General features: G+C 46.2%; 16 protein-coding genes. 7 read left to right on the top strand and 9 right to left on the bottom strand.

All coding sequences use genetic code 11. From position 1 onward, the window contains the following. Window positions 1-8: 8 nt before the first annotated feature. Window positions 9-677: a M15 family metallopeptidase gene (locus LG211_RS15260; RefSeq protein ID WP_269477958.1), complete on the bottom strand. Its 669-nt coding sequence runs from the start codon at window positions 675-677 to the stop codon at window positions 9-11. A gap of 145 nt (window positions 678-822) precedes the next feature. Here LG211_RS15260 and LG211_RS15255 point away from each other — a divergent pair, with 145 nt between their 5' ends. From LG211_RS15255 to LG211_RS15225, 7 genes are read left to right on the top strand one after another with little or no spacing between them, the layout of a single operon-like run. Then, a complete protein-coding gene (locus tag LG211_RS15255) occupies window positions 823-1,557 on the top strand; it encodes a DUF2232 domain-containing protein (RefSeq protein WP_269477914.1) in 735 nt (244 codons plus the stop codon). Between the two features lie 28 nt (window positions 1,558-1,585). Continuing rightward, window positions 1,586-3,340: a DHH family phosphoesterase gene (locus LG211_RS15250; protein WP_148397137.1), complete on the top strand. Its 1,755-nt coding sequence runs from the start codon at window positions 1,586-1,588 to the stop codon at window positions 3,338-3,340. Between the two features lie 27 nt (window positions 3,341-3,367). Beyond that, window positions 3,368-3,811 carry a 50S ribosomal protein L9 gene (gene rplI, locus LG211_RS15245; protein ID WP_148397136.1) on the top strand — a complete coding sequence of 148 codons (444 nt, stop codon included), beginning with the start codon at window positions 3,368-3,370 and terminating at the stop codon, window positions 3,809-3,811. Window positions 3,812-3,829: 18 nt separating this feature from the next. Then, window positions 3,830-5,155 carry a replicative DNA helicase gene (gene dnaB, locus LG211_RS15240; RefSeq protein WP_148397135.1) on the top strand — a complete coding sequence of 442 codons (1,326 nt, stop codon included), beginning with the start codon at window positions 3,830-3,832 and terminating at the stop codon, window positions 5,153-5,155. Window positions 5,156-5,157: 2 nt separating this feature from the next. Next, window positions 5,158-5,358 (top strand): DUF1858 domain-containing protein, encoded by a 201-nt coding sequence (locus LG211_RS15235; RefSeq protein ID WP_148397134.1) that lies wholly within the window; start codon window positions 5,158-5,160, stop codon window positions 5,356-5,358. Beyond that, a complete protein-coding gene (locus LG211_RS15230) occupies window positions 5,348-6,619 on the top strand; it encodes a DnaD domain protein (protein WP_148397133.1) in 1,272 nt (423 codons plus the stop codon). The genes LG211_RS15235 and LG211_RS15230 overlap by 11 nt, the downstream gene beginning before the upstream one ends. Beyond that, window positions 6,592-8,031, top strand: a complete 1,440-nt coding sequence (locus tag LG211_RS15225; RefSeq protein WP_269477913.1) for a M23 family metallopeptidase — start codon at window positions 6,592-6,594, stop codon at window positions 8,029-8,031. The genes LG211_RS15230 and LG211_RS15225 overlap by 28 nt, the downstream gene beginning before the upstream one ends. 326 nt (window positions 8,032-8,357) lie before the next feature. Here the strand turns inward: LG211_RS15225 and LG211_RS15220 are convergent, their stop codons facing one another. From LG211_RS15220 to LG211_RS15185, 8 genes are all read right to left on the bottom strand, one after another. Further along, window positions 8,358-9,461, bottom strand: a complete 1,104-nt coding sequence (locus LG211_RS15220) for a S8 family peptidase (protein WP_253020739.1) — start codon at window positions 9,459-9,461, stop codon at window positions 8,358-8,360. A 92-nt stretch (window positions 9,462-9,553) separates the two neighbouring features. Beyond that, a complete protein-coding gene (locus LG211_RS15215; protein ID WP_148397130.1) occupies window positions 9,554-10,744 on the bottom strand; it encodes a BTAD domain-containing putative transcriptional regulator in 1,191 nt (396 codons plus the stop codon). A 14-nt stretch (window positions 10,745-10,758) separates the two neighbouring features. Further along, window positions 10,759-11,814 (bottom strand): type IV pilus twitching motility protein PilT, encoded by a 1,056-nt coding sequence (locus LG211_RS15210; RefSeq protein ID WP_148397129.1) that lies wholly within the window; start codon window positions 11,812-11,814, stop codon window positions 10,759-10,761. Window positions 11,815-11,818: 4 nt separating this feature from the next. After that, window positions 11,819-12,232 (bottom strand): hypothetical protein, encoded by a 414-nt coding sequence (locus LG211_RS15205; RefSeq protein ID WP_148397128.1) that lies wholly within the window; start codon window positions 12,230-12,232, stop codon window positions 11,819-11,821. Continuing rightward, window positions 12,229-12,645 carry a hypothetical protein gene (locus LG211_RS15200; protein WP_148397127.1) on the bottom strand — a complete coding sequence of 139 codons (417 nt, stop codon included), beginning with the start codon at window positions 12,643-12,645 and terminating at the stop codon, window positions 12,229-12,231. Before LG211_RS15200 ends, LG211_RS15205 begins: the two co-directional genes overlap by 4 nt. Further along, window positions 12,632-13,123: a DUF4860 domain-containing protein gene (locus tag LG211_RS15195; protein WP_148397126.1), complete on the bottom strand. Its 492-nt coding sequence runs from the start codon at window positions 13,121-13,123 to the stop codon at window positions 12,632-12,634. Before LG211_RS15195 ends, LG211_RS15200 begins: the two co-directional genes overlap by 14 nt. 8 nt (window positions 13,124-13,131) lie before the next feature. Continuing rightward, on the bottom strand, window positions 13,132-13,434 hold the full coding sequence (locus LG211_RS15190; RefSeq protein WP_253020741.1) for a hypothetical protein: 303 nt from the start codon (window positions 13,432-13,434) through the stop codon (window positions 13,132-13,134). Between the two features lie 10 nt (window positions 13,435-13,444). Continuing rightward, window positions 13,445-14,491 (bottom strand): type II secretion system F family protein, encoded by a 1,047-nt coding sequence (locus tag LG211_RS15185; protein WP_148397124.1) that lies wholly within the window; start codon window positions 14,489-14,491, stop codon window positions 13,445-13,447. Between the last annotated feature and the right edge of the window lie 10 nt (window positions 14,492-14,501).

Genomic DNA, 14,501 nt, shown 5'->3' with positions numbered 1-14,501 from the left:
TCCAGCCCCTACTCCTTCTCAAAATGCTGATAATCTTTCACACTTCTCCAGTCACCGCCCCAGGTAAAACCATGCTCCATAAAAAGCTTATAGATAAAATCTCCTCGCTGGATCATAAAAGAAGCATATTTTCCAGTGCACTTTTCAGCGCTGCGCTGGGCGTAAACGTTGCCGCCGGCGGGAAGCACGGTCGATCCCTTCACATATGGATTGATGAGGGGATTGATATCGATGGCCATACCGTAGGCGTGGCGGGACAGACTGGTGCTGCCGGTAATCTTGCGGTAATTAAAGGCCGCGGTATTGTTGGCTTCCATGGAGCGGTCGTCACTGGCCCCGTAATCATCGATCAAAGACACCTCCTGCAGGGGATACTTGTGACGATAAAGCTGATAAAAGATTTCCACTGTATCGCGGGCGATCCTGCGATTGACAATCAGCTCGCCGTCCTTTTCATTACCTTCAAAATCAATGTATTTGATCCTTACATAACGCAGATCAGCCAGCGAAATATCCGGGTTTTCCCGGTAGGATTTTCCTTCAATTCGGGAAGCAATAAAAGGTGTAATTTCGCAATAAGAAAAGCCTTCTTGATAAACGGCGCCGGATGACGGGGTGATCTGAGGAAAAACAGATGTGGACGTCAGTAAAAGGCAGCTGACCAGGCAAATTGTCATTTTATTCAAAACGCTGCCCTCCTTTCATATACAGTATTTTATCAAAAAACAGGCACTACATCTAGTGGCAGACAAGATCGTTTAATTGTGTTATAATAAACTTCAACCATCGAATTGCGGTACTGCCGCAAGGAAGGAACCTTTCATGTATTTGACATTTGTTTTCATAGCGGCATTGGTTCTGCCTGTTCCCATCATGATTCAAGCCATGGGAAAAAGGCTTTCGCCTTACCGGGTGGTACTGGAAGGGATCTTTGCAGGAGTTATCGGATCCATTCTTATTATGATTATTGCTTCTGCCACAGGAAACGGGATCTTAGATACGCTCCAGGAAAGCGTCCGTTACATGGCCCAAACCTTGGCAAAGGACCCGATGTTCGGGGACCTGCTTGGGAAAGAGACGACTGAGACAGAGCGGGTACAGTTTTTTACCCAGGTGTATGGACAGGCTGCTGATCTAGTGCCGTCCACCATTTGTATCTTTACAGCAATCGCAGCTTATATCGAATATACGATACTTAGCAGGATCGTAAAACCGGGCGGCGCGTTAGCGCTCAAAATGCCCAGATTTCGCGAATTTGACCTCCCAAGAAATGTTATTATCGGCTGGGTGATAATATTCCTTTTATCCTGGGTTCTGGCAAAAACCGGGATAAAAATAGGAGACCTGCTATATGCCAATATAAACGCATTGTTTAACTTTGTGTTCTGCCTTCAGGGCATGTCCGTAATTTTTATGTTCTGTCATAAAAAAGGGGCGCCCAAGGCAATCGCTGTTATCATCATTCTTTTCTTTCTTTTTACCGGGCTGGGCAAGATCGCACTGCTTCTCCTGGGATTCGCGGACGTAATGTTCCGATTGAAAGAAAAACTCAGCTAGATGATACCGGAATAGGAGATTATACTACATGTATGTAAGTCGAATAGAAAAATTACTTGCCGCATATTCACCGGTGCCTCTTTGCGTACTCAATCCCCAGGGAAAAGTATCCAGAGCCAGCTCCAAGATCGACGAGGTGTTCATTTATGACGGCATCCGGGGGGCGGATATATATGCTCTTACAGGGATCAAGCATGCTGAGATTATAGCAGCAACCAGGGAGGGCAGATCGCTGACCATTTCCCGCAACGATAAAATTTTCAAGATATTGACTTCTTTTATCGGAGACGGTGAGCTGGCCAGTATTGCTATGTATTTTTTCGATGTCACCACCTATGAGATGCTCAAAACCCTTCACAACGAGGAACGGAGCTGTATGGCTATCGTCAATGTGGATAACTTCGATGAACTTACTTCCAGCACAGGAGAAGAAAAACAAATGATGCTGGCTTCGGAGATCGACAAGGTGGTTCGGAGCTGGGGAACGAAGATGAGCGCATCTATTACCAGATACAAGGAACATCTGTATTTCATGGTCTTCGAGTACAAATATTATGAAAAGCTGGTTGAGACAAAATTTCCGATTTTGGACGAGATTCGCGAGCTGGAGACCGAATCGGACTTTCCCGTAACCTTGAGCATCGGCATCGGTGTAGCCGGCAAGAATCCAATGGAGACGGAACAGTATGCCAATGATGCACTGGAGATCGCTCTTGGCCGCGGAGGCGACCAGGCGGTGGTCAAAAACGTAAGGCGCATCGAATATTACGGCGGAAAGATGCAGACTGTGGAAAAGCGTAACAAAGGGAAATCCCGAGTGATCGCCCATGCGCTCAAACAGCTGATGGAGCAATCATCCAAAGTAATTATTATGGGTCATCGTAACCCTGACATGGACTGCTTCGGCGCTGCTTTGGGCATCTTTCGAATAGCAGCCAACATAAAAAAAGAAGCCTATATCGTGATAAACGGGTACAATGAAGCTCTCACCGCTATTTACCAGGCAGCTAAGGAAACGGAAGAATATAATTTTATTAACTCAGAAAAAGCAATTTCCCTTAGCGACGAGAACGTTCTGATCGTAGTTTTGGACACCCACAGACCTAGTTTGGTGGAATGCCCGGAGCTCCTGGATTTGGAAAAAATTGTTGTTATAGACCATCATCGTAAGGCCGAGGAAGCGATTCTCAACATGATTCTTTCCTACATGGAACCGTATGCTTCCTCCACTTCCGAGCTGGTAACCGAGATCATCCAGTATTCCGGGGATAAAAAGTCTCTGAAAAAAATGGAGGCGGAGGCGCTGCTGGCGGGAATCACCGTAGACACCAATCGATTTGCTGTAAAGACCGGCGTACGTACCTTTGAGGCGGCCTCATGGCTGCGCAGATGCGGAGCTGATACGGTTACCGTTAAAAAATATTTTCAGGCGGATTTGGAAAGCTTTCAAATTCGGGCAAAGTGCATTGCCAATGCTCAGTTCTTGGAAGACGGCATCGCGATGTCCGTTTGTCAAGGAAGGAACCCCAACGCCCAAATCGTCAACTCCCAGGTAGCCGATGAGCTTCTCACGGTACAGGGAATCCAGGCGACCTTTGTCGCCGGACAAAACGAGCATGGCCAGACCGTGGTAAGCGCCCGATCTCTGGGAGATGTAAACGTGCAGCTGATCATGGAACAGCTGGGAGGCGGCGGACATCTCAACACGGCCGGTGCTCAGGTAACGATGACGCCGGAAGAAACTTTGGAAAAATTAAAAGAAATTCTGAAAGATTTTCTTTAACTCATCACATTAGGAGGTTACAATAAAATGATAGTAATATTGCAAAAAGATTTAAAAGGTACAGGCAAAGCCGGAGACGTTGTAAAAGTAAGCGACGGCTACGCCAGGAATATGCTGATTCCCAAGGGAATCGCCAAAGAAGCGACAGAGGGCAATATAAAGAGCTTAAAAAAACAAAAAGAAATCGCGGCAGAAAAAAAGGCAGAGCAAAAAGCGTCTGCCGAAGAAACAGCTAAAAAAATCAGCGCTCTTTCCGTAACCATCAAGACAAAAGGCGGCGAAGGCGGCAGACTTTTCGGCTCCATTACATCCAAAGACATCGCCCAGGCGCTGGCGGACCAGCATAAGATCAAAGTCGACAAGAAAAAAATCGAACTGGAAAGCCCTATTAAACAGACTGGAACATTTACTGTTCCGATTAAGCTGTATCCGGAAGTATCCGCTCAGCTGAAAGTGACTGTTACAGTCTAAAGAGAAGAGGAACGAAACATGGAAAGAATTCCTCCTCATAATGGAGAGGCTGAACGCTCGGTACTAGGTTCGGCACTGCTGGATAAGGATGCTCTGTTCGATGTGGTAGAGCTTTTGACGCCGGATGACTTTTACAGCGAAACCCATAAAGAGATTTTTAAAGCAATTACGGATTTATATAAACGAAGCGCGCCGGTGGACGCGCTGACCGTTTCCGAAGAATTGAAAAAACGCAATTCGCTGGAAATGGTAGGCGGCAGGGCGTACATAGCAACACTTTCGGCAGATGTCCCATCCACATCCAACGCGGCCGAATACGCAAAGATCATTTCACAAAAGGCATCCCTTCGCAGGCTCATATCCACGGCCGATGATATTGTTCAAAAGAGCTACGAAGAAAATATGGATACCAATGCGATTCTCGATTTTGCGGAACAGGGAATCTTTGAAATAGCCCAAAAAGGGCAGAAGAGCGATTTTGCCCATATTAAGGACGTACTGCTGGAAAACATCAATATTATCGACAGAATTTCCCAGCTGGACGGAAATTTGACCGGACTGACCACTGGATTTCGCGATCTGGATCAGATGACTTCCGGTCTGCAGAGATCCGACCTGATCATACTGGCCGCAAGGCCGGCCATGGGAAAAACTGCTTTTGCCCTAAGTGTGGCGCAGCAAGCAGCGATCAAGGGCGACGCCAGCGTGATGATCTTTAGTATGGAGATGTCCAAAGAGCAGCTTGGACAGAGACTGCTCTCTATGGAATCCCGTATTGATATGCAGAATTTAAAAACAGGAAACCTGGAAAGAAAAGATTGGGACCAGATCAATATGGCGCTGGACGTTCTTTCCAGAGCAAATATAAATATCGACGATACGCCCGGCATCAGCATCATGGAGATGAAGAACAAATGCCGCCGCTTGAAAGCAGAGAGCGGATTGGACTTGATCGTCATTGACTATCTCCAGCTAATGAATCTGGAAGGTAAAAAAACGGACAGCAGAACGCAGGAAATTTCGGCCCTCTCCAGAAATCTCAAGCTCCTGGCCAGAGAGCTGGACTGCCCGGTCATTGTTCTTTCTCAGCTGTCACGTGCCCCGGAGCAGCGGCCCAACCACAGGCCTATGCTGGCTGACCTGCGGGAATCCGGTTCTATCGAGCAGGACGCGGATATTGTAATTTTCCTTTATCGGGATGAATATTACAATGAGGATACCGATAAGCCTGGAGAATGCGAAGTTATTGTTGCCAAGCACAGAAGCGGCCCGACCGGCACAGTGGATGTGACATGGCTGGGTAAATACACAAGATTTGCTGACAAGAGCAGCATTGGGAGGTAACCATGAAGGAAATCACCAAGGATATGATGATTTGCGAGATATTAGACTTAAATCCCCAGCTGGAGGACGTCTTTATCTCTCACGGACTGAACTGTGTGGGCTGCCCGGGCAGCAGCGGCGAGACCCTCCAGGATGCGGCAGAAGGCCACAGCGTCGATCTGAGCAAACTATTGGAGGATCTGAACAAGGCTAATGAACTTTAGGCGAGAACAAATAAAAGACTACTATTTATTGGACACGGATGTCGAGAATATTTTTATCAACGAATACATGGCTTCAGCTCCCGGAGACTATGTGAAGGTTTATCTTTTTGCCCTTATGTATGGAACCCTGGGGGAGGATATGGAAAATGAAACCATAGCCAAACAGCTGGGCCTGCAGGAAGAGGATGTGCTCAAAGCATGGACTTATTGGGAAAGCATGGGTGTTATTCGCAAATGCCGAAAACATGCAGAAGACAAATTTAATTATCAGGTAGAATTTATTAACCTAAAAGAGCTGCTATACGGCAAGACGCCCAAAAAGAAAAAGAAGCAAGTGGATGACAGCGCAAAAGCGGTCATGGCAGATAAAAATATTCAGAGCATGTATCGTTCCATCGAGCGAATTGTGGGCAGAGTGATCAGCGGCGCCGAGATGATGGAAATCCTTTCCTGGATCAACGATTTTAACGCTTCACCGGAAGTTATCGTTTACGCATACTCCTACTGCGTTTCCAGAGAGAAGAAGAACATCCGCTATGTAGCGGCTGTTGTCAAACGCTGGGTGGCAGAGGGTCTAAACGATGTACTGGCGGTGGAGGAATACTTGAAAGAGCGGGACCAGAGGCACTACCTATACAAACGCGTTCTTAAGGCGCTGGGGTTTGATCGAAATCCGACAGAAGAAGAAAAAAAGATCATGAACCGCTGGTTTGAAGAAATGAATTACACCATCGACAAGGTGTTGGAGGCCTGCGGAAAGACCAGCGGCATATCCAACCCAAACATCAATTATGTCAACAAAGTACTGGTGAACTGGTTTGAAGAGAAGAATGGCACAGTTGACGGCAAGCCCAAAGCAATGTCTGTTTCCACAGTTCTCAAATATTACAACTACTTGCGAAATAAGGAAGAAGATGAAGCTGAGGCACGCAAAAGAGAAGTTTATAACAAAATCCCGCGTCTGCGGGAAGTAGAAGAAGAAATGAATTCTTGCAGCATGCAAATGTCTAAAGTCATCATTTCGAACAGGATAGACAAACAAACTGAGGTCAAGAGACTGCAGGATACGGTAGACAGTTTGAGCAGAGAAAGAGCAGTTCTTTTGACGGACAACGACTTTGAACTCGATTATCTGGATGTGCACTATAAGTGTAAAATATGTAAGGATACCGGGACTAACGACGAGGGTGAGCGCTGCGAGTGCTTTAACCTCCGGACGAGAGAGGCGGAACTATGGCAGAAAAATTTAGCAACCGAATAAACACATTAACAGAAAAATTGAATAATAAAAAGCCGGGAAAATTTACCCAATTTAGAAAATTTGCAGAACATCACAGAATTCTGATTTTAGCAGTATTTACTGCATTTATCGTCGCAACGGTAGGAATGCTGGGCATATTCAACCACTATATGGCATATGCATACTCCTATAATGGAAAGGTTTTGGGAATTGTTAAAGATAAGGAGGACGTTCTTAAGATCACCGATCTGGTACAGAGCGCCCTTACCGAAGAACGGGATATCGAGGTTGTCATTGATAAAAAGAAGGATATCGACTTTAAACGTGTGTCAGCCTTTGGTAAAGACACCCATATCGATACCTCGGAAGAAGTGCTTAAAAGACTTACCTATGTGGGCGATGTCAATGTAAAAGCTTACAGTATTACTGTTAACGGAAAACATGCAGCAGTCGTTGACAGTGAAGAATCTGCAAAGAATGTGCTCAGTGCAATTAAAGATGAGTATACCGATCAAGGCGAGAATGTAGTCGTTGAGGACGCAAAATTTGTTGAAGATGTAGAAATCAAAGAGGTCAACACGGATTTGGACAACCTGCAGCAGGAAGAGGATGCTAAACATGCGCTGAAAACCGGATCTGTTGTTGAAAAAACACATATTGTCACTGCTGGAGAAACTCTGGCGGACCTGGCTAAAAGCAACAATATGACGGAAGAACAGATCATAGAAATGAATCCGGAAATTAACCCCAAAAAGCTGGAGGTGGGCAGCGAGGTTAAACTGCAGGAGGAAGCACCGGTCGTTACACTCAAGGCATCCGAGCTGGTTACATATGAAGAACCTATCGATTTTGAAACCGTAGAAAAGAAGTCCGACAAGATCTACGAAGGCGAAAAAGAAGTCAAGACCAAAGGCAAAAAGGGTACAAAAGTCATAACAGCCAGGGTCGAAAAGAGCAACGGCAAGGAATCAACAAAGGTTCCAATTGTGGAAAAAGTTGAAAAAGAACCGACGACAGAGGTCATTCTTGTGGGCACTAAGGAGAGGCCGCCTACGATCGGATCAGGAAAATACATATATCCAGTTACCAATTATCGCATATCTTCACCGTTCGGTGCGCGCTGGGGAAGAAACCATAATGGTGTCGATCTGGCTTGTGCAATGGGAAGTGATGTCGTTGCCGCTGACGGCGGAACCGTTACTTGGGCCGGATATAAAGGCAGCTTTGGATACCTGGTCATCATCGACCACCAGAACGGAATGGAGACCTATTATGGACATAACTCCAAACTTCTGGTCAAGGAAGGCGATAAGGTCTACCAGGGATATCACATCGCGGAGTCCGGGAGCACCGGAAGGAGCACTGGCCCTCATTGTCACTTTGAAATTCGTGTCAATGGAGATCCGGTCGATCCGATGAAATATTTGCCATAGTTGAAAAAAGAAGAAAGCCAGTCCAGGAAATTGGACTGGCTTTTAAAATGCTTGATATATTCAGTTATACGCAGTCCCTGATTTGTTAAATTATAGAACAATTTCTACGAAAATGAATGCTGATGCTTATTGCTAGAACGTGATATAATTTATATGTCAGGGAGACCTGTGGATTGAAAGAAAGATGAAATGAATAAAGAAGAGATAATCGACAGCCGATTTTCTCTTCTTTGTTTTTGCAAAAAATGGACATCAAACCACAGGTATCACCAAAAATCTTGGCACATCAAAATCCGCCCGGACTGGCGAACCGGCTGGTCTGCCAATTACCGCAAAACACCCCTATATAACCTCCCCCAGCCCTGTTCATTGCGGCTGGCGCTGCTTACCGGCCGGGCCAAATCCAGCAGGGCGCTTCTCACCTCCAGAGGGTGGGCCTGAGGGTGCCTGGCGCAATATTCAGCAGCAAGACCGGCTACAAACGGCGAGGACATGGACGTTCCGGTCTGAGCAATGTACCCTTTCGGGTTTTGTGAGGACAAAGAAATGATATCAACGCCGGGAGCAACTACATCCGGCTTAGGCTGGCCCGAAGGAGTTGGCCCCCGACTGGAAAAGTCGGGAATATGATTATCACAATCACATGAACCGACGGTCAAAACAAAGGGGCTGGTTCCGGGAGATGTGATGCTTTGCCGGTCAGGTCCGCTGTTGCCCGCGGCAGCAACAACACAAAGTCCTTTAAAAACCAGTGCGTTAGCGCCCAGAACGAGGGGATCGATCTGTGTATAAGGAGAAGAGGCGATTCCCAGAGAAAGATTGACAACCCGTATGTTATAGCGCTGATGGTTATCATAAATCCATTGCATGGCGGCAAGAATATCGGAAGCATTTCCATTTCCCTCCTGGTCAAGGGCCTTCAGCGAAACCAGAGCGGCGCCAGGAGCGGTTCCCTGGAACTTGCCTGAGGAATACCCATTCCCCAGAACAATTCCAGCTACATGCGTACCATGCCCGTCATCGTCATAGGGCGTTTTTCTGCCATTTACAAAGTCTTTAAAATAAAGAATTCGGTTAAACGGCTTAATTAAATCGTAATGAGGTGCCACGCCAGTATCAATGACAGCGACGGCGACGCCTTCTCCCCGGCGCCGATAGCCTCTGCTGCGGCATTCAAAAGAGCGACTTCCGACAGGAGCGCTTTGAATCGGAAGCTTAGATACCGCCACATCCTCCGACATCATGGCTACACGGCGATTTGTTTTGATTGCTTGAACCTTTTCTTCCGGAATTTCAACGCACAACGCATTGAGAAAGGGAAGTTCATATTTGATGCGGCCGAAATTTTCAAGAACACATGAACGAATATCTTCAATATTCTGCCGCGGATATAAAATAAACGGGCGGTTTCGCCCTTGCTGTTGTTCCATTAAAAAACCTCCAAAACCTGGTCATTTCTATATGTATATGAATACATACAGATAAACGTACCGGGCGTTGGAGGATCTACAGCCTTCGATTCCTATCTTGGCTTTGAAACAATTGGTTTAATCTTATAGCTGATCACAAAATCCGGGATTGAATGCTGGCTATAAAATGCTTTTTTCACACGCTCCATAGCGATGGTTCCGGTTTTATGGTTGATGGCCGGGAGCAGGATCGCGAATTGGGATGGGCCATATCGGGAAATGGTATCGCCCTTCCGCAGATTATGTTTGAGTGTATCAAGAAACATCTCCATGATCTTATCCAATAGGAGCAAATCCGTGTGCTCTTTTTTATCCGCCGGAAGAATGGTGATGAGCCCCAGGAAAATGGTGATGTTCAATCGCTCCAGATTGCGCATGTTCAACTTGTAAATATCCTTAAAGATCGAATAGTCGCAGACAAAGGCCGCATTATCCTCTTCCTCCGACTGCAAATCCCGGCAAATAATATCCAGGCTGGCATTGGAATCATGCTCCACTTTGACCAGGTCCTTGTAAAAAGAAAGGATCTCCGTGGAAGGCGTTACCCCCAGCTGTGTATAGTGAAGATTAACCGTATAGTTATAATGGGACATGGCTTCATTTTTCATTCCCAGCTCGAGCAGTGAGGTCATAAGGTGAAGATTCAGTTTGGAGTCAAACATATCCACCTCCAGCCCTTTTCTGGATAAATGCATAATATCGTTGTATCGCTGCTGTTTTTCCAAGAGATCGATCTGTAGATAGAGAACCTTTAAGTATATGTTATGGAAATACATGCTCTTGGGAACGATCCACGTTTCAGTATCATAGCCGGACAGTAAATCACCCTGATATAAACGCAGGATTTCCTCAAAAATCGGCTCCGTTTCTTCGGTTAATTCGGTCACGTCCAGCGCCTCCTGGCAGAGTTCATCAAATCTGAAAATATCAATGTCCGCATTTAAAGCGTCATTCCAGCGATAAGCCCCCTGCTTGGTGATAATCGCCTTATCCAGGCCCTCCTCCTTTAAATTCTGCCGTAAGCGGCTGATTAAAGTTTTCAGAGAGCTTTCCGGGTTGGCGTTTTCCTCTCCTGGCCAGATGCTTTCAAAAAGGCTGAAATTGCTGATGTTGGTATCTTTATTTAAAAGTAAATATTGTAAAAGCGCTAGTTTCTTTTTGGAGTTTCCCAGCTTGGGAACAATATCAATGCCATCAACGACGATCATAAAACGACCAAGCATATAAATTTCCACTTTTGCCATAGGTTTTGTCCTCCCTACAATTTTCTTAAAAAGGCTTCTGGCGAAAAGCTGTGCGCCGTTGCCGTGTGTTTATCGATCCGACCCGCCTTATACAGCTCAAGCAGGCTGGAGTCCATACTAATCATGCCATCCTTTGCCCCTGAATGAATCGCAGATTCAATTTGATGAGTCTTGGCATCGCGAATCATTGTGCGCACAGCAGGAGTGGCTTTCATTAGTTCAAAGGCCGGAATCAGGGAGGAATCCTCCGCGACTAATAGCTGCTGTGAAATGACGGCCTGCAGCACCATCGACAGCTGCAATCGGATTTGCGGCTGTTTTTGCGATGGAAAATTATCGACAATTCGATCAATGGTATTGGCGGCACCCAATGTGTGAAGCGTTGATATGACCAGATGGCCGGTTTCCGCAGCGGTCATAGCCACGTTGATGGTTTCCGGGTCCCGCAGTTCTCCCAGAAGAATGACATCCGGCGTCTGGCGCAGCGATGCTCGCAGGGCAGTGAGATAGCTCTCCGTATCGAGAGAAATTTCTCTCTGGCTGACAATACTTTTCTTGTGAGGATGCAGAAATTCAATCGGTTCCTCCAAAGTAATGATATGCGAGTTTCTTGTGGAATTGATACGATCAATCAAACAAGCCAAGGTGACGGATTTTCCGCTGCCGGACGGGCCGGTGATTAGGACAAGCCCTTTGGTGTATTCCGCCGCATCCATGACCTGCAGGGGAATATGCATATGATCCGGCTGGGGCAGATCAAAAGAAATAACCCGAATGACAGCGGCCAATGAACCTCTCTGCTTGTAAATACTGGCGCGAAATCTGGCAACGCCGGCAATTGCGAATGAAAAATCATCATCGCCGCTGCGAAGCAGTTTTTCTGTCTGCCTGCTGCCAGCTAATCCATAAATGGCAAAGATCAGCTCCTGAGTCTCCTTTGGCATTAATACCTGATCAGAATAATCCACGATGCGGCTGTTGATCTTAAAACCCAGCGGTCTTCCGGCAATGATAAAAATATCCGAAGCATTTTTATTCGATGCGTCTTTCAATACATCCGTGATGTCCATATCGCTACTGGTTATCCTCCTGCAATAAATTCTCTGTCTCCCATTTTAGGATTGTTACCCGGTCATATGTGCTGAACGCTGCTTCTACCTGTAACACTTTTCCCTTTTCAATAGATACCTGAAAGGTAACAATATCCTTTCCTTGGGCAGTAGTTACATTATAACCTTTTTTTTCGATAAAGTCTTGCGATTTTTTATTTTTTATTAAGGCGGAAATTTCTGCCAGCCTTTCATTGGCTTTTGCGTCTGCTTCATAGTATTGGCTTACTGCATTCCTGCTTTTTTCGCTCAGCTTATACTCACTGTCGGCAGAGACATAAGTTAGGACCGCAAAACAAGTGATTGTAAGAATGATTAGAATTACGGCCAATGCCACGGCACCCATACCGACAAACGATCGCAGTTTTTTTTCTCTCATTTCTCGGCCTCCCCTAAGAATTCTTTCGTTTGCAGAAAGTAAATGGTTTTTCCGTCTTCCAGACGAATAAAGGTGATATCTGCGGTCAGGAGAAGATCGTTTCGTTTGCAAGAAATAATCGCCTGATAATTTTTTTTCCCGCCCGTCTGCCAATCCTCGTCGTAATAAATGCGAAAACCTGCGTCAGCACCTAAAAGGGACTTTGCTTCATCCAAATCGTTTTTGCAGGCCTTTATGGTATCGGCTATGGTAACGGCCTTCACGGCCGCACTGTTGAGATCATTGGCATCGTTATTTTTTTCATGAGAATAAACAAAGAGGGTGACACAAACTACTGCGGATATAATAAAGAATAGCATTAAAACTCCTATTTCCAACAGGAACAGGCTCCGGCCGGAACTATTTTTTTTCATCGTTTACCTCCGGCTGCGAAGCCCGCACAAGAATGTCCGTCCGGGAGTAAACTCCATCCTGGGAGACAGCTGTGATTCTCAAAAGATGATCCTTGACAAGTGTAAATTCAAGAGTTCGTAAAGAAAGAACCGGCTGTCCGAAGTCTTCGGTCACAGCGGTCCCTTTTTTTACGGTTGTCTCCCGAAGCTGACCGTTCGAAAGAAAAATCCAGGTTTCATAATCGTCCTCGCCCAAGACCAGAGCCGACTGGCCGCTTTTCAGAGTGTTCAGCGAAAGGGATCCGCGGCTGTCCGACTGATGGATCTTCTGATCAAAATATAAGGAGGCAGTCCGTATTTGATAGGCTTGCTGGTTGGATGACACTGTTTTTTTATAAACATTGGCGCCTAAAACAACCAGAGCCACGGAAAAGAGGGCAAAAGCTCCTATGAGAATAACGATAAATAGGACATCAATTATATGGCGTCTTTTTTCCATGCTTCCACCTAGCGATCCTTTTCAAAAACAGAGATTTCGGGAACCATATTGGTGCCGATAAATTTGTAATGATAGACATACTTATCCCGATCCAGGTTTAAGGTATAATGCGACTCCAGATAACCCAAATCTTTTGGATATTGTCCTTCCAGAGCATAACACTGAACCGCATAATTACGGATGGTATCTTCCAGCAGCTGCTGCCTGTCTTGGCTTACTCTTTTTTCCAGATACTCGGAGATAAAGATCGTTCCGCTGATCATAACGGCAATGGACACAACTAGAAAGATCGTACGATAAATGCTTCTCATAAGCGCCTCCCTACATGGCTGTCATGATTTTCATTAAAGGAAGCATGACTGACAAAAGGACCGAGCCGATCATCAGACACATGATAATCACAATGGCTGGTTCAATACCAGAGAGAGTACGGTCGATATATCGATCCGTATCACTGCTCAGACGCTGCGCTACCAAGTCCATCATCTCCTCGCCGCTGCCCGTTTTCAGTCCTACGGCAATCATTGAGGAATATTCTGAGGATAGGATGCCGCTGGACGTCAGCGCATGAGGAAACGTTTCTCCCTCGTCCATTAGGCCTTTCAGCTTTGTAAGCTTTTGCCCGGCCCTGGGAGAGCGATTTAGTTCTCGAACCAAATCCACAGCCTCGTCCACATTGATGCCGCTGGCAAGCAGCAAAGCCATGGAATAAGCAAATCGATTGGCTGCGGATTTCTCTGCAATTTTTCTTGTAAGGGGAAACCCCTCATAGAGATGAGCGAGAAATCGCCGGCCTTCTTCCTTTCTGCGAATCAGCCCGTAGAGAATCAAGCAAAGGACGATAACGCCTAAAACGCAGACCGCTGCAACAGCCGCAGCGCTTCCCGAACCTGCTGCCGCTTCAAGGGGAGCGGGAAGCTGTGCGCCCACCTGAGTAAAAACTTGCGAGAACACCGGCAGAACTTTAATCATCAGCACTGCCAAAATAAGAAGCATCACTAGGACCATCGCCAGCGGGTATACCACTGCACTGCGAAGGCTGCTCGTCAAATGGTCCTGCCGCTGATAGTAAAGCGCCAAAGAGGAAAAGACTTCTTCCAGCTTTCCAGAGTTTTCACCAATCCGAATCATTTGAATCATGTAATCTGGAAAACGACCTGTGTGCTCCAGCGCGTCAGATAAATCCATTCCCTGCTCGATCTCTTCGCCAATCATATGATAAAGGCTCCGATCGTCGTCATTGGAAGAATTTTCCTCCATAATAAGGAAGGCGTCATATAGAGGAATACCCCCGTTGAAAAACATGCCAAGTTCATTTAACAGCAGCGCGAGCTCTTCTGCTTTTTTCTGTCGCGTCTTTTTCCTCATCGGGGACCTC

Source organism: Hominibacterium faecale, assembly GCF_020734085.1.
Classification (GTDB): Bacteria; Bacillota; Clostridia; order Peptostreptococcales; family Anaerovoracaceae; genus Hominibacterium; species Hominibacterium faecale.
This window is presented reverse-complemented; position numbering and strand designations above follow the sequence as displayed.